Raw genomic sequence first — 19,622 nt, 5'->3', positions numbered from 1 at the left:
AAATTTTTTCATATTGAAATTCTCCTTAAAAATATCATAGAGAATTTTCTACTTTCTTGCTGTACTATTTTAGGGGATAGTTACACCCCGTTTAACCGGGACTTTTTTAGTTATTAAAGCAAATAAAACACGACAATCCCTGATAATTAAACCGCTATAAAAGCGCTCCTTTTATCTTTTGAATATATTGATAAAATTTTAATAAAAAACTAGTGAAAATAAAAAGTCAAAACTAGAATTGTGTTTTGGAAATTATTTAGGATAAGTTATGAAAATTACATCTAAAATAAGACTTGAAAATTTAAACCTATTAGTCAAAGAAGCTGGAGGTGTAACGCAACTAGCTAAAAGAGCAGGATATAAACAGTCTAGTTACTTATATCAAATCATTAATCGCACACCTGTTCAAAATGGCAAAGCAAAAAATATCGGATCAAATATGGCTTCAAAATTAGAAGAAGCCATGAATAAACCTAAGGGATGGATGGATCAAGAACACCAAAAAAATTCAAAATCAAATTCTGTGTATCTCGGCACTCTAGAAATCTGGGGCTATTCTAAACCTTCAGGTGACATTGAAATAGAAGTACCGTTTTATAAGGAAATTAGTTTTTCGGCAAGTAATGATTTTGCAGAATACATCAAAGATTACAATATATATAAACTTTGTTTTGCGCGTTCTATTTTTGCAAAGCACGGCATTAATCCAGAATCCGTTGTGTGCGTTACAGCAAATGGCAATAGTATGTATCCTGTTATTCCAGATAGCAGTACTATCGGGATCAATACAGATGATAAAGATATTCGAGATGGCAAAATATATGCAATAAACCATAATGGATTACTGCGTATAAATATTTTAAAAAGACGCCCAGGAAACAAATTATTGATCCAAAGTTTTAATTCTTCAGAATATAAGGACGAAGAAGTCAATCGGGAAGAAATACATATAATTGGTAGGGTGTTTTGGTGGTCTGTTTTAGCTTAATGCGTAGATCTATTTAAGAATAAATTATAATAAAACTTTCTATCGATATTTATTACAAATAAAATGCCTAGTACACTAAGAGATCGTTTAATAGAATTAATGGCTAAGTGTGGGCTCAGCAAACAAATCGAACTAGCCAATCTTGCTAAGTTTAGTAAAGAATTGGTTAATCAATGGTTTAATGGTGATACAGGCTTAGTAAAAAACCTTTGTTAGAACTGTCAAAAATACAGCTTTTTCAGCTCAATGGTTAGTAGATGGAACAGATCCAAAATATAAAACAAATGACACTGATTCATTAGCTCAAAAATCAAGCACATTGGAAACAGTAAATAGCAATTCTACAATCCTGAAATTATATGATAGGAGTGCTTTTTGCGGTCAAGGAACCATAATTTCTGAATTTCCAGTACAGTACTTCTTAGGACAGTTGAGATTCCTAACGATGCTATTATAAAGCTATTGGGCACAACAAATTTACAAAGTGTTTAGCTTATGCCTCCTGACGGGGATTTAATGGAATCTACTATACCCAGACGCTCCATAACATTCATTAAAACTGATATAGATAAATTTCAAGATAGCGGAGTTTATCTTATAACATTTGATGGTTATACCTATATTAAAAGACTAGCAAGAGGGAAATCGGGGGTAATCAATGTAATATCTGATAATAAACTTTATTCATATACAGATTTTGATATTGCACCAGATGATTTAGATCGATTAATAATTCACGGTAAATTTTGGAAAGCATTACCTTTAGATTTTTTTGATATATAATTTAAATTAACAGTTTATTTTCATTATTTAAATGATTTCAGCCGTATTAACACAGTATTTTTGCATGTAAATACCGGCAGCTGTTTACCGGTGTTTTTTGTTTGAAGGACATCTAAATCTCTATAGTATACATTCCAAGCAACCATAATAAACTTGGCAGAAAAACTAATTAATTCTAAATGTTACACAGCTGATCAATTTCTAGGTAAACAATAGATTTTACAATTAACTATAATTCACAACTCTAATATTAGGATTTAAAAATGGATAGACGAGATAAAATATTGTATTTAATAAATAATTCATTCAACGGAAGCCAAGTAAAATTTGCAGAGGCAATTAAAAGATCTCCAGCTCAAGTTAATCAATGGGTAACTAATCGCAGGGCTGTTGGCGACGTTTTGGCTTTACATATAGAACGAACTTTAAATCTACCATCAGGTTGGTTAGCTAAAGAAGAAGACAATAAAATCAAAATTAATCAATCAAATGCCTTTCATTTAGGAGCACCCAGATATATATATGACGAATCATGCCCATTGGGGAATGATGAGATTGAAGTTCCTTTTTATACGGATAATATTTTAAGCGCAGGTAACGGATTTGTATCAGATATACAAAATTTTAATAATATGAAAATGCGCTTTTCACGAACAATGTTAAATCAAAAAGGTATTGATCTAAGATGTTTAGTATGTATTGTGGCTGATAATGATAGTATGGAACCAGCTATTCCAGATGGAGCAATTGTTGGAATCAATACGAGTAATACTCAGATTAAAGATGGTAAATTATACGCAATTAATCATGACGGTTTATTATGTATCAAAATCCTAAAAAGACGACCTGGCAACAAAATTCTGATACAAAGTTATAATTTTAACTCATATCCTGATGAAGAGGTTGATACAGGAGCAATTACTGTTATTGGAAAAATATTTTGGTGGTCAGTTTTGCTATAACATAAATTTATGTTTTAAATTGCAAGAAAAGAAAAAGAGAGAGATTATTACATTAAATTGCTATTTTATCTAAATAGCCGAAAATCTAGTCATTTATAGTGTGGAGGACATCAAAATTCGCACATATTAAATGGCAATACCTTGATAAATGTTGCCGCCCCAGTTGATTTTTACGCCCAGCTCCTTGGCTGCCTGTTGCATGGCTTCATTAATTGCAGCGAATTTCTTCGGGTCGTTATCTTTCCTATTGATAGGGTACGGATAAATATCCACCGCGCGCCTTGTTGCGTGCTTACTCGCCAGCGGTGTACTTACACAAGTCACTTTTTTCTCATTCGGCCGCGCGTATTTCGGATCAACTCCCTTTTTCACACATTCAATAGCAGTACGTCCTTTACCATAATTGATGAAACACTGTTTCTTACTTCTTTTCTCCTCAAAAACGGTAAAATCCTGCTTAGAGATTTCAATGGCTCGTTTAACGACCTTAACCAGATTGGCATTAACATCACGTAAATTGTTCAGAGAACGGCTGCTATGTATAGACTATTTACATTTATTAATGTATTATTAAATTTAATCCCCTTTAATTAATTTAAAGCCCTCAAAAACTCCTCCGTCTTGAGGGTATTTTTTTGCCATAAAAAAGCTGCCTACTGGCAGCTTATTCAATTCCCCAAAACTCACTTAGTCCATTTAATATCAAGCTTACGCTTATTTTCGGCGCAATCTTTTAAATACATATTCATTAAAACCTGATACGGTAATCCGGTTTCATCAGCCATATCTTTGAAATAAGTAATACTATCTTCATCAATCCGAATAGTGATTGTTTTCTTTAACTGTCCGGAATACGGATTGCGTTTTGCTTGACTAAAATCGTACTCTTTTTTCATAAATGTGCCTCGTACTGTTTGCGTTCTTGCTTGGTGGCCGTCCTTGCTGAAATCAAACGGATTGTATTGCCTCTTTCACAATGAATAACCACTAATATGCGTAAATTCTCACTCATCCCTAGCAATATGAAACAGTCTTCATCTTCGGAATGATCTGGATCATTAATTATCAAGGCATTTTCGTCCCAAAATACTGTAACAGCTTCATCAAATGATACACCGTGCTTTTTGATATTGCTTGCTGCTTTTCCCTGATTCCATTCAAAGCCATTAATCATTCTATCCCCTTAGTTGTAAATATATTATATTTATATTTTAAATATATAACAAGTAGTTAATTTTCATATAGATGATTTTTTCACATCATCTATAGTTACAACTGTATCAATGGCACCAGCGCTCCAAATAGAAAAGCTGGCATTTAGCTGGCTTAAATCAGTTAAATAATCAAAAAACTACAATCAAATCACTATTTATGCTTATCATCTGTATCACCGATTATCTTTTCTGCCCTGTTACACACAGCATTAATCAGTTTTTTAGCCAGCTTCGGCGCAGTTGCTTTGAATGCGTCTAACAGAGATTTTGAGGCCATACCGGCAAACACACCAGCACCGGCAAACAGCCACGGGTGATCCTGTGTAAAGAAATACTCTGTTACTGCGGCTGAAAAAACCATGCCTATAATGATGAATGTCACAGTGAGCATGACGCCATAGCGTCGGTAATCAGACACTACCAGTGAGCCGAGAAAGCCACCAGCAAGGGCGAAACAGTTGGACAGTGTAAAAACTTCATTCATTATTTCCCGCCTTTTTTATCTTCTGCCTGTTGCGTGTTTTTAATCAGATTCCTGCCAACCAGTGCGCATATGATGGCAATCAGCGGATAGGTAGTCATGCCTGTGGACAGTGGCGGATAGGCGGCGATAAATGTTCCGGATATCACAAACCAGATCAGTGCCGACCATAACAGGCAGCAACCGGAAAGAATATTGCTGCGGCTGGAATGACAAAAGGCAGTAAATAGTTGCCCGATGGCAACCACAATTAAAATGGTCACAAACACCTTAGGGTATAAATGCGGGAATTTGCCGTATAGATCCTCCTTAATTATCTCGTCACCATGCAGGCCGAACACCAGCGCAAAACCCAGCATAGCGAATCCGTTCAGTACTTCGATTATTCGCGTACCGGTACCGAACAGCCAGTTTTGCAGTCTGTCCGGTAAAAACCGGAAGTCCAGTAACCAGTAAAACCATTTAATCACTTTTGTCATGACATATTTACTCCATAAAAAAACCGCTTTTCAGCGGTTATCAGTTAATAGTTGCTTTTAGCTTCTTCCCATAGCCGGAACAGCCTGTCCTGATCAATATCCAAGGTATCAGTAAAAAACTGCCAGATATCATCATTTTCCAGTGTGAATGTCTGTGCTTCCATGATGGCATTACGCACTTTAATCAGATGAATACCAGTTAATTCTCGCTCAGCGATTTCCACCAGTTTTTCCTTATTTTTCCCGTACTCCAGCTCAATCTGAGTTAATATCTGGCTGCGATTCAGCATACCGGCATTTTTTCTTTTATCGAGCTGACGCAATTCATCGGCATTAGACACTTCTATCCATGTTTCTGCCTTTTCTAACCATTCGCTATAGGGTAATGGCGCCTGCGTTGTTACATCATCCGGTAGCACTCCCAGTTCAGATATGCGAATGCGTTCGCCGGTTTGTTTGCTGTAAACGGTTTCGCCGCGATGATCTTCAATATATTTCCAGACGTTGCCCAACCATTGCGGAATATAGCCTGCTTTTAATTCAGGCTCATCAGCGATGATGCACAGCCAAGGTATCAGGTAATTACCATCCGTGTTAAGAGGGTCTAAATCCGCTATAGTCATACCGATAAAATAGTTATTTTCGTCCAGCTGGCAGACGGGAATAGTTGGTGAATATTCTTTCATTCATTACTCCTTAAATTTTAATACAGGCAAGCAGTGCAACATTGCGTGGTCGTGTTTCTGCTGATGTTCTTGCTACTTCCGCATTGTCAAATTTAACTTTAAAGTTTAGTGTTAATGGTGTGACCGTTCCGATTTTTGCTGTACTCACATTCTCTCTGCTAAAAACACCATTGGAATAATCCTTACCCACGAAAGTGATATCACCAATTTCACCAGTCATACGCTGTACTGTATCTGACTGGGTGGTACCCAACTGCCTGCCATCATCAACGCCTCTACCCTCATCATATGCGCGTAAAAACTCACCTCTTAAATCCGGCAGGTTAAAGGTAGTTTTCCCGTCCCCTGCACCGAAGCGTGTACCAATAGCCGCATACAGACTGGCATATGATATGCGTGATACTGCTACGCCATTAGCCTTTAACCAGCCGACAGGTGCGGTATCCATAGCGAAAAACTGCACAGCTCCGGCAGGCGTGGCATTAATATCTTTGCTACCGTCAAACGGTATGCCATTAATACAGACTGCATTCTGTAGCCTTGTGGCAGTTGCGGCATTGCCTGTTGTATCTTGGTTACCTCTGGTATTCACGCCGGGCAGATCTATGTCCTGTGTACCATCAAAGAAAACCCCGCCGATATTGCGCCCATCAAGTAATTTTGAGGCTGTAACAGCGTTAAGTCCTATGCCGGCAATAACCTCCCAGTACTGGGGATTCTGATTAGGGTTATTGGTGTTCTTATCTGCAACTGAGATAAAAACTTTCGTGCCATCATCAGCCAGCAATACCGCACCTTTCTGATACCCGCCAAAAGCATCACAGTAGGCTTTATCAAAATAGAACAGATTGCCTTTCTGCATATGTACAATAGTGGCGGATAAGGCGTTAAGAATGCCGTTAAAGTCCATACCCTTTGGAGGCAGGCCGCCCGATTCTACCGGCTGCATGGTTACGTTCGGAAAACCGTCGCTCCATGTTGCATCCTCCGGATCTTATCCGGGCTGCCGGGTGTTCTGAATATTGTTTTTACTGCCGTTAGCCGCAAATGCCTGCGGGATTAATACTGGATTTTTACTCATGCGAAACTTCCCTGGTTAAATGGTTGAAAACCTGTTCCGGAAAAACCAAAAATCCCCGCAGGCGGGGATTCACGATAATCAATTAAAACGCCGGACGGGCGCGGTAATAATTGCAGGTTATAGATAATATGCCTTTCAAATTTATTGGGCGTAAATTCAAAAAAATACCGCCCTTTCATGTGGCCGGTAATTAAAAAATACACGCGCTTCTCAGGAAATATCATGCGCAGGTATTTATTAATATTCGGTGCTGTTGCATGAAGAATATTGGCAGCCGCCTTAATCATAATAAGCAGGCGGAAACGCTCATCCGATAAATGATAGGAACTGAACCGTGCACCTGCCGAACTGAACGGATAGCTGTTAAATGGCTGGAAAGCCTGCGGACTGGTTTTAAAGCCGAAAGTATCGATATCATCAGGCGGAATACTGATATTGCGATTCACCCCCACAATCCGCCCCCAGATATCCAGCCCGAAACTCTGTGCAGTTTTCACATTGAAAGCCAGCCGGTAAAAATCATCAATTGATCCGGCAGGGTCTATGCATTCATTCATGCTGTCAATCAGATTGCAGATAACCGGACTGTTTGCATACTGTGACATTAAAGTGTCTTGAATATTTTTCATGATATTTTAATCTGATAAATTGAGGCTGCCGGGTATTCATCCACGCCGATTTCGAGCATGTCTGCCCATTTTTTACCGTCCTTACTTACCCGCAGGGACACTACACTTAAATGAGGAATAGCAGCAGCAACCGGACAGATGAATTTAGAAGCAATAACCGGCTGTCCGATTGCGGCCTTTGCGGGTCCGGTTGTAAAACCGGTAATAATGGCCGCTTTTACAGCTTCGCTATCCTGATATGACAGCAAATCAGGATCATCAACCATAACCTGAAAAAAAACCGGCACAAAAGCCGGTCGTAAAAATTTTACGGTGTATGTCGGCGGTCTGACGGGGAAATTTTCTGTATCCGCTATCACGCATTCTGTATTGCCATTAAAAGAACAGCCCGAGCCGGCTTTGTTCAAAATGGTACGAGCAATGGTTTCATCATCTCCGCCCACTACAGAAACCAGAATACTGTTACGGATGACCGGATAATTGGTAGTACCAACCTGTATAGTCTCATCTGTCGGGTTGTCGATAACATACACATCTTTAACATCGGCTAAATCAGCCACTGCACCATAAGTTGAGGCATTGGTATTTTTGCTGTTAATCGCTACCGATGCCCGCCGGCGTTTTTCAAAATCCAGACGGCTTTCTTCCTCGACCCCGGCAATGGCAGCATATGGGTTGGTTACCCGATCTAAGCCGGTAATTGCTTTAGGGATACCGGTTATCGTATCGGGTACGGCATTGATATTGCCGGCAGATACGCACTGCGCATGCACGCTTACTTTACCGTCTTGAGTTATGGTTGCTTCGTTAGTTAACTGCCATTTATTACCGTTATCGTCGTTAAATACCGTACCGGCTGGAATAGTTACCCCGGCCAGCCCGTTCAGCACCAGCATTACACTGGAATGTGTAGCCTGCTTTCGGGTCATAAAATAAATATAACCCAGCCCGTCCTGCCAGATACCCTGCGCATAACGCGGATCGAACTGATTCAGCAGGGTTATCATCTGATTGCGCTCATCGGTAATAATGGCAGCCAGAGAAGTTACTAACTGCCCTTGCGGTGTGTTCATGGCCGTATTCAAGTCCTGCCCGAAAGCATTTCTGAACAGTTCCCATAAGCCACTAATTACTTCATCTGTAGACGGTGCAATAATCCCCTTATCAGTAACCTGTAATTGCGGAATGCTCATAAACCAATTACTCCCGTTTTATGATTGCTGTTGGTAAATTTAATCTGTCCGTGGATAATCCGGTCACCGTCAAGCATTAACTCTGCCTGAGCTGTGACGACTCCGGGGACGCTCAGCGCGGCATCATGAAGATGTTTGCGATATAAAGCCAGTGGATAGCGACCATTGCCAAGAATGCGCGTTAAATACGGTATTCCCTCCTGCTGGTTAAAATACATATCTTCTTTTATGGTACGGCAGGCGCTGGCAATGTCCTGTGCTTGCTGATAGGTACTTTCAGCGACAGCAATATTGCCATTAGCATCAAGCACCAGATCCCATGTATCAGGCATTAAAAATAATGTTTTCATGAATTGGGCTTCCCTGTATTGCCGTTGCCAGTAGTTACACCTTTGTGAGTGTGATTTTGCAGACTGACTGAACCGGCTTTAATATCTCCATCGGCACTGATACCGCCGCCACCGGTAAACTGTGCGGTCTGTAAAGCATTGACCGCATAGCTGCCTGTCGTAGTAGTTACCGCTGAAGCTTGCATGTTGATTGATGGTGCCTCCAGCGTGATACTGGTCGGTGAGTGAATCACTATGCCGCTGTCTGAAAAACTAATGTACTGCTGCGGTGTACCGTTTAAAAATCCGCCGATATACAGCCCGTCATTCCAGTCATGCTGGCGGCGGCTGCCGGGTGCGGATTCGGCTTTATTGCGCTTAACTGCGGATATGTCGCGTGAGGCAAAAGCACATAAGCCGATATCGCCTGCGACCGGATCGCAGATAACCGCATTGCTGCTGCCCTGTAAGCGGAAATACGGAACGCTGAATATTCTGCCTGGTGAGTAGACATTACCTGCACCGTCAAGCATCTGCACCAGCGGCTGTACGTTTACTTCACCCACCGGACTGACACCGGTACCTGAAACCGCCAGCACTTTGACAAGGGTTACGGTCTGAACCCGCGATATCAGGTTGGAAATAACCGCGTTAAATTCTGCTGCTCCGCCTAGTGAATGATTGATATTCAGGTTGTCCAGATTTTCATATTCTGCTGATTGCTGCATCTTTGCTGTCTCTCCATGTTGCGGCTATATCACAAAACCAGTTCCCGTCCGGCTGATTGGATTCAAGGCTTTTATGCATGCCGTATATGCGCCATTCGCCGTTACATACTTCAACCTGGCTATCCTGTATCTTGCAGATACCGCCGAAACGCAATAACGGGTCGTACAGGCATTTAAAAGTTACGCCGCGTATATCGGGTACCGGATAGCTGATCAATCCTGAGGCGGGCGTAATGACCGGAATTTTGATGTTGCGTGAGCCGCCTTTCGGTGTAACCGCAATCAGGTTATTCTCAATGTACATATCAAACTCAAAATCATGTTCAAGCGTTTTAAGCTTATCCAGATTAGAGCCGTTTAAGGTCAGATTTTTGGGGATTGCAGATACGCCGTTATTCTCAAGCTGATAACCCATACTGTCGCAGATATCCTTGATTGCATCGGCAATATCCACCTCACCTTCTTTTTCATATGGCGGCTGCGGTTTTTTGTACTCCAGAATGGCCGCCTGAGATTCAATAACCAGACAGACATCGGGAGCCACGGAAAAATCCATTGTCGCAAAAGTAATATTGCCCTCAAATTCAGTAATCAGCTGATCACTCTCTTCTCCGACTTCAACTTTTACCCTGTTCATCAGTGCATCAAGCGTATTCCAGTGCACACGGAACAGTTTGGCCATTTTCTCTAATGCCAGCCCGTAGATTCGTATTTGTGCTACCGGCATTACTGAGCCGTAACCGAACATGATGTTACACATCACACGAAAGCCGGTTGCGCTGATCTGGTTATAGTTGCCGGTAAAAACAATCTGCTCACCCTGTTTGTCCTTGTCCCGCAGGGTAACGGTTACTTTTATCTGTTTACGTTTCATCGGTATATACCAAAACAAACCGGCCATTCAGGCCGGTGTAAGCCGGGTTATCGCTGCCATGTGTATCTATGAATACAAGATTTCTGGTTATCGGCGTTCCGTTGAGACAGACGCGGTTTTGTACCTGTACGCCTTCTTTGTCGTTTTCTACGCTGGCAAAAAGCTGCCCGAGCCGCGTAAACAATCGGATATGCCAGCGACTGCCGTTAATCACAAAAGATATATTCTGATTAGGATTAGCATCCAGCGGTATGGTTACTGTTGTCATTTAAACCACCCTTTAATAGCGTTTACAGCCTGAGATAACAAAGATTCCCCGGGTTTTTCGGGCTGTTTTTCTCCACCATCGCTTTCTTTTGCATCATCAGGATTTTTTACCTCTTCGGTATCGTATTTCACTACCACTTCGCGCACTTCTTCTAGATGGAGATTTACTTTAATCAGTTGCGCACCGTCTGACGCTTCACGCGCGGTGTCGTAACCAACAATACAGGCGTTGGTATAAACATATTCAGGTGTAATGATGTAAAACAGCAATGTACTGGCTGCCAGTGTTTCAATCTGTCCGAGAAATACGCCGCGCATTAAAGTGCCTCCTGAGCCTTTGGTAAGCTGTACGGTGGCTTTATACGGATTGGCGACTTTGTTGTAACAGGCGAATGAGCCTTTTTCAACCGGTGCCTGTGCTATTTTGGCGGAATTACTGTACTTGAGAGAGGTGACGTTATCAGCCAGCAGAATAGGTATTCCGTACTCGTTAAATACACCCCAGTAATTACCGAATACGGCATTTATCAATGCGGCACCACCCAGACTGATCAGGGCATTAGTACCGGCAACATTCAAGCCTTTAAAGTTTGGTATGTTAGGAATACCGTCAATTGGCAGCATAGTTTACTCCAATAAAAAAGCAGCCCGAAGGCTGCAATAGAAAAGCCAGCACATGGCTGGCTTGAATCCGTTAAAATAAAAGAAAAAACACTAATAAATTAATTTTGAAGAAATTTTAATATCAATTCCCATATTTTTATTTGCGTTTGTGCTGAACGTATCTCTTTTTCTGCATTAGTTATTCTATCTTCATGAATTTGTATTTCATTGATCCGATTCGTTTTTTTTAATTCGCTAATCATAATATTAGCCATTTGAATTATATTAAGATAGTTCTTTTCTATCTCTCTCTGAGTTATTACAAGCTTTTTAATCCACAAACAATGATCATCTTTATCACTTTCAAATTTACAAAATAAAAACATTATTATTAATGCTAGAGTATTTTTAGTAATTTCATCATTTGCAAGCCATACAACTACTTCTTCCATCGTAATAATGAAATCTGAAACAAACTCAGATGGCAATCCATTCTTTAACAGAAATGATCCCGCTAAGCTAACTGATGCACGTTTATTACCATCTATAAAACAATGATTTTTATTTATTGAAAAGATTAAATGAACTAATTTTGAAGAAAATGTTGGATAATACAAATCGTTTTGAATCAGTGTTAAAGTACTAATTAACAATCCCTCATCACGAAGCCCTAATAATCCTCCGCTTGCCAAAATTATTGCATCATGTTTGGCAATAGCTTCTTCTAATGTAATATACGTAATTGAATTCATTTATCACGCAAACGAATAAATACATTTAATATTTCTGGTTTTTTTAGTAATTCATCAAAGGCTTTATCTGCATCAACCGTTTTCATTCTCAATTGTCTTTCCTCCATAGATTCCTGAAATATCTTATCTGCTTTGGCTGAAACTTTATTGATAATATCTGTCTCTAATGACTTTATAATACTAAGATTTTTCTCAATATTTTCCATAATTTATTCCTCAAATTATTTTATTCTATCATACACTTTAATAAGAGTATAAAAAGCCGGAATAGTACCGGCTTGTTTTGTTAGGTGGATAATACCGTATTTAGTGGAACTACATCGGCGTATGATTTCTGACTAGCTATCCATAAATCATAATTAACCTGCAAATTAATCCAGAATTGCGGGCTGGTATTCAATAAGATGGATAACCTTACTGCCATATCAGTACTAATTCCAGCTTTCCCATTAATGATTCTAGATAGAGCTGGCCGTTTTATTCCTAAATGTTTGGCGGCTGTACTGATGCTGGTCTCACCTAAATATTCTTTTAATACTTCACCTGCATGGCAAGGATTGTGTATACTCATACGCTTAACCTCCTAAAACCCAGATAAACCACTCCGAAGAGTGGTTTTATTGTGATTAGAATCAAATAATAAGCTTATTATTTGAGACATTTTGTACTACCCTAGTTTTTGCAAGTTTATCCTGTAAAGTTACAGATAAAAACTTATTCGAAAATAAACGATATAAACACATCAAATTGAATATATCTATCAAAAGAAGCAAAGGTACTAATGGAGCAGTCTCTACTGAAAAAAACAAATCAGGTGGCATAAACATGAGACATATATAAAAAAACACATCCTGCAGACCTTGTGAATAAAAACAACTTCTTGCAAGAATATACATATATATATAATAAATAAATTCCCTTTTTATCACATTATTCCAAAAATCAGGCGATCTGTTATCAAGGCGTATTACCTTAATACCCATTATTTTTTTACCTATAGACTGCCCCCGTTTCCACATCCAGAAACATTGCCAGAATGGAAGAATCATTAAAAATATAATGCTAGCTAGTGTGAGACAAACAAAAGGAATGGCAAAAATAGCTTTAATATATTTAGTATGAAAAAAGATATATACGACATTTGCAGGAATAAAAAATAATAGTATATTGATTATGCCTGCTATTAATCGTTTTAAGGGAGTAGCCGCCACATAATCTTGTGCAGTATTGCCATCTTTATTTAGATTTTGTATTTTTGTAAAATCACGTACACTCATACTATTCTCAATAAATTATTATAAAATCAATATACAATAATTATGTTTAGAATAACAATAGTACTGAATTTTGTTCTTTGACATAATTGGTTAAACGTATAGTTTATTTATGTCGTTGCTTTTTGATTTCAGTGCGATAAAAATCATCAAGACATTTAGATTTATCTTTTGTGAAAAGTTTCCCTCTTTCAAATATCTCAGTGATTTTGCAATCATTAGTTTCTTTTAGACATATAACCTGATAAGTAACCGAGCGTTTTTCAAACCCTTTTGTAGCTCCGATTGTTACTTTAACTTTATTTCCGGTTGGCTGGGTAAATGTTAGCTTAGCATTTGGATCTAAATCTTGCCCCTGCCATAAAACATCATAATCAATACAAGCTATACCACCAGTTGCCTTTTGGTATTCATCATCTCTTTCGTATATTTTTCTGAGGTTGCTATCAAAATATTTTAAATAAAAATGAGGGTTATAAGTTGTTCCTCCGCTTTCAAGTCTTATGCTTTCTTCATAAATTCTTTTTATGTAGTTCACTTTAGGTCTGAATATTTCGGCAAAAACGCATGAACTGATACATAATCCCAAAACAGCAAGTAATAGTTTTTTCATATAACAGAACTTTCAAGTTAATTAAATATATAATTGTTTATTTTCTAAATCGCACGCTGTCGATAGTGCACAGCATGGCTGTTGAAACAATTAATTTCTTAATCATGTCATCAATACTCTAAACTGATTAAACATATAGTTTTGTGTTTCTTTCATCGCGACTATAGTATCCAAGCTAACAGTATTTGATAAATATTTAACATTTATGCTTTTATATTAACATAAACATGCTTTTTATATTAACCAAAACATTGCAACGCTCTTTACCGAACACTTTGGCTACAAATTCACTATCTGATAGCACTGATAATCTCAGGCAACCTCCACGCAATTATAATCATCAGAATAATTAATGCAGCCGTCCACATGGTTTTGCGTAATTCTTTGGGTGTGAAATTAATAGCTTCCATATGCACTCCTAGAAACTTAAATGTAAATCGTTTATCATTAGCCATGTTGTTCAAGCGCTCTTTGAATAACAAAGCCCACAAAGAGTACGAATCTTTGCGGGCATTTTTTTGCCATAAAAAACCACTCCGAAGAGTGGTTTTGATTGTGTTACGGAACCAACTTTTAAAACAAATTATCAAGCGATTTGTTATCTTTCTTGTTTTTGTGCTTATCTGTTTTATCTACATTTTCATCATATCGAAGACGTCTATCAATTACTTTTTCCTCAATAGTATTAGGAGGAGGTAAATTAATCGATTTAACGGAGTCTACTTTTGGCTGAGAATTATGCTTTTGATAAATTGAATATCCCATGAATAAAACGAAAATAAAAAATATCCATTTTATTAATGTCCATAGTGAAGTAAAACAACCTTTTTTAGGGACTTCTTCATTTGAGTATGAATAACCTAAAATATCAGCACGTAATTGTTGATATTCAAAATCAGAAATCTTTCCATTACTATGCAGCCTTTCTAATTTTTCTAATTGGTTTATCTTACTGGCTTTCATATTTCCAGTCCCCTTCGATTTTATTTTTTTGCGATAAGACAGCCCTGTTCCTGGAATACCTAAATTTGCATATGTCCCCCTTTTCCCAATATTGATACTGGCACCACGCTTACCTATCGTTGCACTTGTTATTCCTCTCTTGCCTACATTAATTTTTAAACCTGGTGCAAGCTTAATTGTTTTACGAAATCTCCATCCCATGCCTGCCCTATCCTTTGTGATAAATATAATTTTATATTGTATGCCCTCAAGAGTTTATTTAGTATCCAGATAAATCCTCATCAAAATTTATATATAAATCTTTTTTTCTTTTATCACAAATAATACTAGATATTTCTTTATCATTTCGCTTAACCGACACGCTAGCCTCAGTTGCAATTTTGCCGTTTTTATCTGGATTCCCAATATACGTTCTTGGCATATATATATACTCTCCGTTTTTTAGAACAATCCATTGCTCATGATAATTCAGAGGGGGATTTTCTTTTGTCTGTTTTGCAACTTGTGTTTTAGAATTTTTAAAAACTAATTCAGGATTTCCCGGACGACCAAAACTATACTGTATATTTTTCCCAATCTCTTTAACCTCTACTTTTTTGCCTTGATTATTGGTACAAGAAAAAATTAAATGATTAGCTGCAAATCCAGATACAGATATGGTCGATACTAAAACAGCCACAATTATTTTTTTTATCATGTCATCGATACTCCAAGTTGATTAAACGTATAGTTTTGTACTTCTTTCATCGCTGCTACAGTATTTCCGCTAACTGTATTTGATGAAGTGTTAACATTCATATTTGGTATATTAACATTAACATATTTTCTGTTGTCATTATGCGTCACAGGAGCAGTTTGCATTCGTTGCCCGTATGCAATCATACTTTGAGCCTTTAAAGCATTTTCTTGTATGTTGTTATTTGACAGCACTCCTTTCCCTTGCAAATATTGACCATACAGCCTCATGTAGTTATTCATACCAATAGTGCCGCCGTTTACCGTTTTTCTCGCACCTGCAATATCACCCGCTTGTGCCTGTTGTCCCGCTTTACTCCTTTTCATAAAAAACCAAGCAGCAGAATCAGCAGCTAAACGAGGATCTGTTGCTATTAAATCAGGGTTAGACATAATATCTTGCCTACCAGAATAATCCGCATAGGCTTGATAATTTGCACGTCCGGTAAGCTGCATTCCTCCGCGCCCTCTAAATTTCCATGGATCATCTGCATATTTATTGCCAATCATTTTATTGTACATAATATTAACCTTATCCTGTTGAGATAAAGCTTTAAATGCAGCATCTTGATTATCTTTATGAGCATTAAGCCAATTTCTAATATTTTTTTGGTTATTAGCCAATTCCCTCCAACGTTTAAGTGAAAAGTTTGGATTTTCAGTAAGTTTTTTCCCTCCACCGGTCTCATTGTCGACATTTGATAGGAATGAAGCGCGAGCCTTTGCGTCTTTTATTCCATATCTATCCATTGCTGCATTCAATTCCTGAGCAAAAGAACCTTTACTTTCAGTAACTGAGCCTTTGGCAACAGAGCCTCGACTAGTATTAGCTTTTACAGGCTTTTGAGTACTATTCTGTTCAAAGTAATCCTTACCGCCATGAAATAGCTTGTACATACTTTCACCAACGAAATCTGCTACATCTTCTTTCTTTTGTCCTGTCGCATCAGCAATTGCCCCTATTACAATATCAGAAAAAGTACCAGACACCTTTTTGGTTTGCTCAGCTTTTTTAGCCTGTTCAACCTTTTTGGTTTGCTTAGCTTTTTTAGCTTGTTCAACCTGTTTAGCTTGTTCAACCTGTTTAGCTTGTTCAACCTGTTCAACCTGTTTAGCTTGCTCTGCTTGCTCAACCTGTTTGTCGGGACCATTATAATCATCGTGTGCTAGTATGCCTACAGCCTCCGCATAACTTTTCAGGGCAGGAATAGCGTTATTTTTCACCGCTTTAACCATATTACCAAATGCAGTACACAGAGTATCAACAGATATTTTGATGCCTTTAATAGCAGTACTGAATGCACCCCAGTCAAACAGAGATTTACCGCCCTTAGCCCAAGTGTCGTAATCGTCGTACAGGAGCAAAAAGGCACCCGCCAGAGCTGTTACCGCAGCAATTGCCGGTGCAAACGGAGCAACAAACCCTAGCAGCGCACGTCCGGCACTAAGTAAGGTAGGAATCAGTAGCATACCGATTACGATGGCTGCGGTCTGGAATACTGCCTTAATAACTTTTTCATGCCGTTGCAGAAAATCAAAGAAGCTGTTTACTACCTTAATCAGAGTAAGCAGTATTGGCGTTAATGCATCACCCACCAACTGCTTCATGCTTTGCCAGTGTGCGCTCAATATCGCCTGCTGTTTGGTTAATTCGCGACTACGGGCAATGGCTTCCCCGTCTGAGTGATACATTCTTTTCTGAATATCCAGAATTTCCTGTAACTCTTTGCGACCAGAAATTAAGGCGTTGATTGTGCCGTCATCAAAGCCCATTTTTTTACCGATTGTATAAGCCTGTTCTTTTGGCATTTTCTGGAATGAATCAGCCAGATCAAGCATTACATCATCCAGCTTGCGAACCTTACCGGCATTATCAACAACACTGACGCCCAAGGCATTGAAATAAGGCAGCATGCTGGCGTCACCAAACATAACCAGCCCGTTCATAGCCTGCTTAATGCCGGTTAAAGAGGCTGTCATACCCTGCGAACTGCCACCGAAAGCGCCTGCCGCATTCTGCCAGTCTGTAATACTCGCAGTAGCCATACCTAGCTGCCCGGAAAGCTTTGACACTTCCATATTGGCATGCGCAGCATCATTAGCCAGTTTAAACAGGCCTGTAGAGCCAATGATAACCGCAAAAAATCCGGTTAACTCCTTAGTTACTTTTGCAATGGCCTGACCGAATTTTGCTGTCTGTTCGATAGAGGAATGATATTTCTTCGCTAGTTCCTCGTTAGCCTTTCCTGCCTGCTTTGAGGCTTTTTCGGTCTTATCCAGAGACTTTTCGAGTGCCTGATTTTTCTTTTCCGCTTTATCTGCCTGCGCAGCAAATTTAGATGTATCAAGCATTAGCTCGACAAGCATTTGTTCAACTATATTCGTTGTCATACTTATTCACCAACATTTTGTTATGTTCAGAAACCTGATAAACCTCAAGAATATTCAGGACATCCTCAAGCCCCAGCACACTATCAAGCTCAACGTAAGAAGCCAGTCCGGCTGTAATAACCTGACTGGCTAAAGAAGAGACATTCACTGTTTGTGCTAGTACGCCTTCACGGAAAGGCAATCCCGCCGTTAGTTCGTATCTGGGGAATTGCCGTCCGCTAAAAAATCGATATGCACCAGTAAAGCCTCTTTGCGTAACTCAAACAGTGTTTTTAAATCCTCAATGTCACTTTCTATGTCCAGACTGCGCGCTAGTCCGCCAGATGGCACTATCTTCACGCAGGTAAGTAGTTCATCCAGTAATTCACCGCCTATTTGCGGGTCTATCTTTCCGATAACACTAATGGCCAGTTTTGCCATTTCCAACATGCCGCCGTTTGGATTGATACCCGCTGTATCAATGCCGCTTCCGGCAAGGGCAAACAGGGCACGCTGCGCCCATTTATCCGCCTGTATAATCGGCATTTCAGTGATCAGAAAAGTTTTACCTTTATCGCGACCGGTATCTATTTGAATTGTTTTTGTTTTACGTGCCATTAGTTAGTCTCCTCTGCGCCATTCAGAACTAATCTGAATGTGTACTGGCTGCCTGCCAGTAATTTCTGACCGGAAGCCCCGCCGGTTAATTTAACTAATGCACCAGTGGCGCTATAGCGTTTTTTTACAGACGGAATTTCAACCACAATATCAATCGGGCGTGTTTCCATGTTGGCATTAAAGTCTTTGCGGATATTCTCCATATGCTCGATTGACGGGCTGTTTGCTTCTAAATGCAGCGTCCATTCCACTTCGTGCGGCGTATAGCCCATTGACTGTTTACCATCCACACCCATGCGGGTTTCTGCAATGTTTGCATCACCAAAGCCCCATGCGTTATCCGCCTGAAAGCCTTGCATCGTAATATAGTTGTCGTATACACCTGTGCAGCGCACCATAAGTACGGAATTGGCAGATGTAATCGTTAGCGGGTTATGTCCCATTGGCATGATTTAATCTCCTAAAACTTCAAAATTGTTTAATAAGGGCTGTAACTGCTGTATATAAGACATTATTTTTGCCTGGTTAATTGGCTTTTCAGTTTGTCGTTTGCGTAGAATTTTGCCGGCTAGGCTCGCTGTGGCAAATGACTGTTTTTCTGCTTCTAGCGCAGCCAGCAATTTAGTCATTATTGATGTATTTAGATTATTGAGCATGGACTGCATGCAATTAAATTCTTTGATATATGCCACTTTAATCTGCATAGCCTGTTCAGTGCTGTAACCCATCACCAGCAACATAAAGCCGTCTTTGGTCATCTCATACATTGGGCGAAGTTGGCCTTTACCATCAATATATTCAACCAATCCAAAATTGGATTGGATAAAAGAATCAGGTAGTTGTGCTGTAATATTCTTAATATCACGCATTACATGGAAGTGTTTCTTCCCAAATGCACCAGCCACTTTAAGGCTATTTGTTTTCAATTCTTCGCCATGTACAAATACTGAATTTTCAGGTAATTCAATTTGCATTGTTGTCTTCCTAAAATGAATAAATA

General features: G+C 39.2%; 29 protein-coding genes. 3 read left to right on the top strand and 26 right to left on the bottom strand.

Annotated elements, in window-relative coordinates; all coding sequences use genetic code 11:
• Positions 1–268 precede the first annotated feature (268 nt).
• The 3 genes from H3V00_RS09080 (at position 269) to H3V00_RS09070 (ending at position 2,733) form a co-directional block, all read left to right on the top strand.
• Complete coding sequence (locus H3V00_RS09080) at positions 269–988, top strand: helix-turn-helix transcriptional regulator (protein ID WP_025330151.1); 720 nt, start codon at positions 269–271, stop codon at positions 986–988.
• A 516-nt stretch (positions 989–1,504) separates the two neighbouring features.
• On the top strand, positions 1,505–1,771 hold the full coding sequence (locus tag H3V00_RS09075) for a S24 family peptidase (protein ID WP_198207501.1): 267 nt from the start codon (positions 1,505–1,507) through the stop codon (positions 1,769–1,771).
• Positions 1,772–2,034: 263 nt separating this feature from the next.
• A complete protein-coding gene (locus tag H3V00_RS09070; RefSeq protein WP_025330150.1) occupies positions 2,035–2,733 on the top strand; it encodes a S24 family peptidase in 699 nt (232 codons plus the stop codon).
• Positions 2,734–2,859: 126 nt separating this feature from the next.
• On the opposite strand, the gene H3V00_RS09065 is transcribed toward H3V00_RS09070, so the two are convergent.
• The 26 genes from H3V00_RS09065 to H3V00_RS08940 all read right to left on the bottom strand — a co-directional run bounded on the left by H3V00_RS09065 (position 2,860) and on the right by H3V00_RS08940 (position 19,596).
• The gene (locus tag H3V00_RS09065) at positions 2,860–3,006 is read right to left on the bottom strand and encodes a hypothetical protein (protein ID WP_198207502.1); all 147 of its coding nucleotides are present in this window, start codon (positions 3,004–3,006) and stop codon (positions 2,860–2,862) included.
• A 410-nt stretch (positions 3,007–3,416) separates the two neighbouring features.
• Positions 3,417–3,629 (bottom strand): BrnA antitoxin family protein, encoded by a 213-nt coding sequence (locus tag H3V00_RS09060; RefSeq protein WP_025330149.1) that lies wholly within the window; start codon positions 3,627–3,629, stop codon positions 3,417–3,419.
• The gene (locus tag H3V00_RS09055) at positions 3,626–3,907 is read right to left on the bottom strand and encodes a BrnT family toxin (RefSeq protein WP_198207503.1); all 282 of its coding nucleotides are present in this window, start codon (positions 3,905–3,907) and stop codon (positions 3,626–3,628) included. The genes H3V00_RS09060 and H3V00_RS09055 overlap by 4 nt, the downstream gene beginning before the upstream one ends.
• A 191-nt stretch (positions 3,908–4,098) precedes the next feature.
• A complete protein-coding gene (locus H3V00_RS09050) occupies positions 4,099–4,431 on the bottom strand; it encodes a hypothetical protein (RefSeq protein ID WP_025330147.1) in 333 nt (110 codons plus the stop codon).
• Positions 4,431–4,907 (bottom strand): hypothetical protein, encoded by a 477-nt coding sequence (locus H3V00_RS09045; protein WP_025330146.1) that lies wholly within the window; start codon positions 4,905–4,907, stop codon positions 4,431–4,433. Before H3V00_RS09045 ends, H3V00_RS09050 begins: the two co-directional genes overlap by 1 nt.
• 44 nt (positions 4,908–4,951) lie before the next feature.
• Complete coding sequence (locus H3V00_RS09040; protein WP_025330145.1) at positions 4,952–5,593, bottom strand: hypothetical protein; 642 nt, start codon at positions 5,591–5,593, stop codon at positions 4,952–4,954.
• Between the two features lie 10 nt (positions 5,594–5,603).
• Positions 5,604–6,542 carry a phage tail protein gene (locus H3V00_RS09035; RefSeq protein ID WP_198207505.1) on the bottom strand — a complete coding sequence of 313 codons (939 nt, stop codon included), beginning with the start codon at positions 6,540–6,542 and terminating at the stop codon, positions 5,604–5,606.
• 128 nt (positions 6,543–6,670) lie between these two features.
• Positions 6,671–7,279: a DUF2612 domain-containing protein gene (locus tag H3V00_RS09030; protein ID WP_198207507.1), complete on the bottom strand. Its 609-nt coding sequence runs from the start codon at positions 7,277–7,279 to the stop codon at positions 6,671–6,673.
• Positions 7,280–7,299: 20 nt separating this feature from the next.
• Positions 7,300–8,496 carry a baseplate J/gp47 family protein gene (locus H3V00_RS09025; RefSeq protein WP_198207509.1) on the bottom strand — a complete coding sequence of 399 codons (1,197 nt, stop codon included), beginning with the start codon at positions 8,494–8,496 and terminating at the stop codon, positions 7,300–7,302.
• On the bottom strand, positions 8,493–8,846 hold the full coding sequence (locus tag H3V00_RS09020) for a hypothetical protein (RefSeq protein ID WP_174829849.1): 354 nt from the start codon (positions 8,844–8,846) through the stop codon (positions 8,493–8,495). Before H3V00_RS09020 ends, H3V00_RS09025 begins: the two co-directional genes overlap by 4 nt.
• Complete coding sequence (locus H3V00_RS09015) at positions 8,843–9,553, bottom strand: phage baseplate protein (RefSeq protein ID WP_198207511.1); 711 nt, start codon at positions 9,551–9,553, stop codon at positions 8,843–8,845. The genes H3V00_RS09020 and H3V00_RS09015 overlap by 4 nt, the downstream gene beginning before the upstream one ends.
• Positions 9,531–10,427 (bottom strand): hypothetical protein, encoded by an 897-nt coding sequence (locus H3V00_RS09010; RefSeq protein WP_198207513.1) that lies wholly within the window; start codon positions 10,425–10,427, stop codon positions 9,531–9,533. Before H3V00_RS09010 ends, H3V00_RS09015 begins: the two co-directional genes overlap by 23 nt.
• Positions 10,417–10,695, bottom strand: coding sequence for a hypothetical protein (locus tag H3V00_RS09005; RefSeq protein ID WP_198207515.1), 279 nt, complete (start codon positions 10,693–10,695; stop codon positions 10,417–10,419). The genes H3V00_RS09010 and H3V00_RS09005 overlap by 11 nt, the downstream gene beginning before the upstream one ends.
• Positions 10,692–11,318, bottom strand: a complete 627-nt coding sequence (locus tag H3V00_RS09000) for a phage baseplate protein (RefSeq protein ID WP_198207517.1) — start codon at positions 11,316–11,318, stop codon at positions 10,692–10,694. Before H3V00_RS09000 ends, H3V00_RS09005 begins: the two co-directional genes overlap by 4 nt.
• Positions 11,319–11,416: 98 nt before the next feature.
• On the bottom strand, positions 11,417–12,049 hold the full coding sequence (locus H3V00_RS08995) for a type II toxin-antitoxin system death-on-curing family toxin (protein WP_198207525.1): 633 nt from the start codon (positions 12,047–12,049) through the stop codon (positions 11,417–11,419).
• On the bottom strand, positions 12,046–12,255 hold the full coding sequence (locus tag H3V00_RS08990; protein WP_084585036.1) for a hypothetical protein: 210 nt from the start codon (positions 12,253–12,255) through the stop codon (positions 12,046–12,048). Before H3V00_RS08990 ends, H3V00_RS08995 begins: the two co-directional genes overlap by 4 nt.
• 80 nt (positions 12,256–12,335) lie before the next feature.
• Positions 12,336–12,620 carry a HigA family addiction module antitoxin gene (locus H3V00_RS08985; protein ID WP_198207527.1) on the bottom strand — a complete coding sequence of 95 codons (285 nt, stop codon included), beginning with the start codon at positions 12,618–12,620 and terminating at the stop codon, positions 12,336–12,338.
• Positions 12,621–12,681: 61 nt separating this feature from the next.
• Complete coding sequence (locus H3V00_RS08980) at positions 12,682–13,326, bottom strand: RDD family protein (RefSeq protein WP_198207529.1); 645 nt, start codon at positions 13,324–13,326, stop codon at positions 12,682–12,684.
• A 103-nt stretch (positions 13,327–13,429) separates the two neighbouring features.
• Entirely contained in the window at positions 13,430–13,936 is a 507-nt protein-coding gene (locus tag H3V00_RS08975) for a hypothetical protein (protein ID WP_110413954.1), read from the bottom strand.
• A 573-nt stretch (positions 13,937–14,509) separates the two neighbouring features.
• Positions 14,510–15,100: a DUF4236 domain-containing protein gene (locus tag H3V00_RS08970; protein WP_198207531.1), complete on the bottom strand. Its 591-nt coding sequence runs from the start codon at positions 15,098–15,100 to the stop codon at positions 14,510–14,512.
• A gap of 58 nt (positions 15,101–15,158) precedes the next feature.
• Positions 15,159–15,596, bottom strand: a complete 438-nt coding sequence (locus H3V00_RS08965) for a hypothetical protein (RefSeq protein ID WP_198207533.1) — start codon at positions 15,594–15,596, stop codon at positions 15,159–15,161.
• Complete coding sequence (locus H3V00_RS08960) at positions 15,593–18,025, bottom strand: glycoside hydrolase family 19 protein (protein ID WP_198207535.1); 2,433 nt, start codon at positions 18,023–18,025, stop codon at positions 15,593–15,595. The genes H3V00_RS08965 and H3V00_RS08960 overlap by 4 nt, the downstream gene beginning before the upstream one ends.
• On the bottom strand, positions 18,006–18,206 hold the full coding sequence (locus H3V00_RS08955) for a hypothetical protein (protein WP_025330135.1): 201 nt from the start codon (positions 18,204–18,206) through the stop codon (positions 18,006–18,008). Before H3V00_RS08955 ends, H3V00_RS08960 begins: the two co-directional genes overlap by 20 nt.
• Before the next feature lie 8 nt (positions 18,207–18,214).
• Positions 18,215–18,622 carry a hypothetical protein gene (locus tag H3V00_RS08950; protein ID WP_198207537.1) on the bottom strand — a complete coding sequence of 136 codons (408 nt, stop codon included), beginning with the start codon at positions 18,620–18,622 and terminating at the stop codon, positions 18,215–18,217.
• On the bottom strand, positions 18,622–19,071 hold the full coding sequence (locus H3V00_RS08945; RefSeq protein WP_198207539.1) for a hypothetical protein: 450 nt from the start codon (positions 19,069–19,071) through the stop codon (positions 18,622–18,624). Before H3V00_RS08945 ends, H3V00_RS08950 begins: the two co-directional genes overlap by 1 nt.
• 3 nt (positions 19,072–19,074) lie before the next feature.
• Positions 19,075–19,596 carry a Rha family transcriptional regulator gene (locus H3V00_RS08940; protein WP_198207541.1) on the bottom strand — a complete coding sequence of 174 codons (522 nt, stop codon included), beginning with the start codon at positions 19,594–19,596 and terminating at the stop codon, positions 19,075–19,077.
• Positions 19,597–19,622: the final 26 nt, after the last annotated feature.

Source organism: Snodgrassella sp. W6238H11, from assembly GCF_016100525.1.
Classification (GTDB): domain Bacteria; phylum Pseudomonadota; class Gammaproteobacteria; order Burkholderiales; family Neisseriaceae; genus Snodgrassella; species Snodgrassella alvi.
Note: the sequence above shows the minus strand (reverse complement) of the source record. Positions and strands in the feature narration are given on the sequence as shown.

Excerpts from the sequence above, each read along its gene's own strand:
- H3V00_RS09040 (WP_025330145.1), bottom strand. The coding sequence starts at position 5,593 with ATGAAAGAATATTCACCAACTATTCCCGTCTGCCAGCTGGACGAAAAT.
- H3V00_RS09075 (WP_198207501.1), top strand. The coding sequence starts at position 1,505 with ATGGAATCTACTATACCCAGACGCTCCATAACATTCATTAAAACTGAT.
- H3V00_RS08990 (WP_084585036.1), bottom strand. The coding sequence starts at position 12,255 with ATGGAAAATATTGAGAAAAATCTTAGTATTATAAAGTCATTAGAGACA.
- H3V00_RS09050 (WP_025330147.1), bottom strand. The coding sequence starts at position 4,431 with ATGAATGAAGTTTTTACACTGTCCAACTGTTTCGCCCTTGCTGGTGGC.
- H3V00_RS08965 (WP_198207533.1), bottom strand. The coding sequence starts at position 15,596 with ATGATAAAAAAAATAATTGTGGCTGTTTTAGTATCGACCATATCTGTA.
- H3V00_RS08945 (WP_198207539.1), bottom strand. The coding sequence starts at position 19,071 with ATGCCAATGGGACATAACCCGCTAACGATTACATCTGCCAATTCCGTA.
- H3V00_RS08940 (WP_198207541.1), bottom strand. The coding sequence starts at position 19,596 with ATGCAAATTGAATTACCTGAAAATTCAGTATTTGTACATGGCGAAGAA.
- H3V00_RS09030 (WP_198207507.1), bottom strand. The coding sequence starts at position 7,279 with ATGTCACAGTATGCAAACAGTCCGGTTATCTGCAATCTGATTGACAGC.
- H3V00_RS09035 (WP_198207505.1), bottom strand. The coding sequence starts at position 6,542 with ATGCAGCCGGTAGAATCGGGCGGCCTGCCTCCAAAGGGTATGGACTTT.
- H3V00_RS08975 (WP_110413954.1), bottom strand. The coding sequence starts at position 13,936 with ATGAAAAAACTATTACTTGCTGTTTTGGGATTATGTATCAGTTCATGC.
- H3V00_RS08950 (WP_198207537.1), bottom strand. The coding sequence starts at position 18,622 with ATGGCACGTAAAACAAAAACAATTCAAATAGATACCGGTCGCGATAAA.
- H3V00_RS09020 (WP_174829849.1), bottom strand. The coding sequence starts at position 8,846 with ATGAAAACATTATTTTTAATGCCTGATACATGGGATCTGGTGCTTGAT.
- H3V00_RS08980 (WP_198207529.1), bottom strand. The coding sequence starts at position 13,326 with ATGAGTGTACGTGATTTTACAAAAATACAAAATCTAAATAAAGATGGC.
- H3V00_RS09070 (WP_025330150.1), top strand. The coding sequence starts at position 2,035 with ATGGATAGACGAGATAAAATATTGTATTTAATAAATAATTCATTCAAC.
- H3V00_RS09055 (WP_198207503.1), bottom strand. The coding sequence starts at position 3,907 with ATGATTAATGGCTTTGAATGGAATCAGGGAAAAGCAGCAAGCAATATC.
- H3V00_RS09025 (WP_198207509.1), bottom strand. The coding sequence starts at position 8,496 with ATGAGCATTCCGCAATTACAGGTTACTGATAAGGGGATTATTGCACCG.
- H3V00_RS09045 (WP_025330146.1), bottom strand. The coding sequence starts at position 4,907 with ATGACAAAAGTGATTAAATGGTTTTACTGGTTACTGGACTTCCGGTTT.
- H3V00_RS09080 (WP_025330151.1), top strand. The coding sequence starts at position 269 with ATGAAAATTACATCTAAAATAAGACTTGAAAATTTAAACCTATTAGTC.
- H3V00_RS09005 (WP_198207515.1), bottom strand. The coding sequence starts at position 10,695 with ATGACAACAGTAACCATACCGCTGGATGCTAATCCTAATCAGAATATA.
- H3V00_RS09015 (WP_198207511.1), bottom strand. The coding sequence starts at position 9,553 with ATGCAGCAATCAGCAGAATATGAAAATCTGGACAACCTGAATATCAAT.
- H3V00_RS09010 (WP_198207513.1), bottom strand. The coding sequence starts at position 10,427 with ATGAAACGTAAACAGATAAAAGTAACCGTTACCCTGCGGGACAAGGAC.
- H3V00_RS09000 (WP_198207517.1), bottom strand. The coding sequence starts at position 11,318 with ATGCTGCCAATTGACGGTATTCCTAACATACCAAACTTTAAAGGCTTG.
- H3V00_RS09060 (WP_025330149.1), bottom strand. The coding sequence starts at position 3,629 with ATGAAAAAAGAGTACGATTTTAGTCAAGCAAAACGCAATCCGTATTCC.
- H3V00_RS08970 (WP_198207531.1), bottom strand. The coding sequence starts at position 15,100 with ATGGGATGGAGATTTCGTAAAACAATTAAGCTTGCACCAGGTTTAAAA.
- H3V00_RS08960 (WP_198207535.1), bottom strand. The coding sequence starts at position 18,025 with ATGACAACGAATATAGTTGAACAAATGCTTGTCGAGCTAATGCTTGAT.
- H3V00_RS08995 (WP_198207525.1), bottom strand. The coding sequence starts at position 12,049 with ATGAATTCAATTACGTATATTACATTAGAAGAAGCTATTGCCAAACAT.
- H3V00_RS08985 (WP_198207527.1), bottom strand. The coding sequence starts at position 12,620 with ATGAGTATACACAATCCTTGCCATGCAGGTGAAGTATTAAAAGAATAT.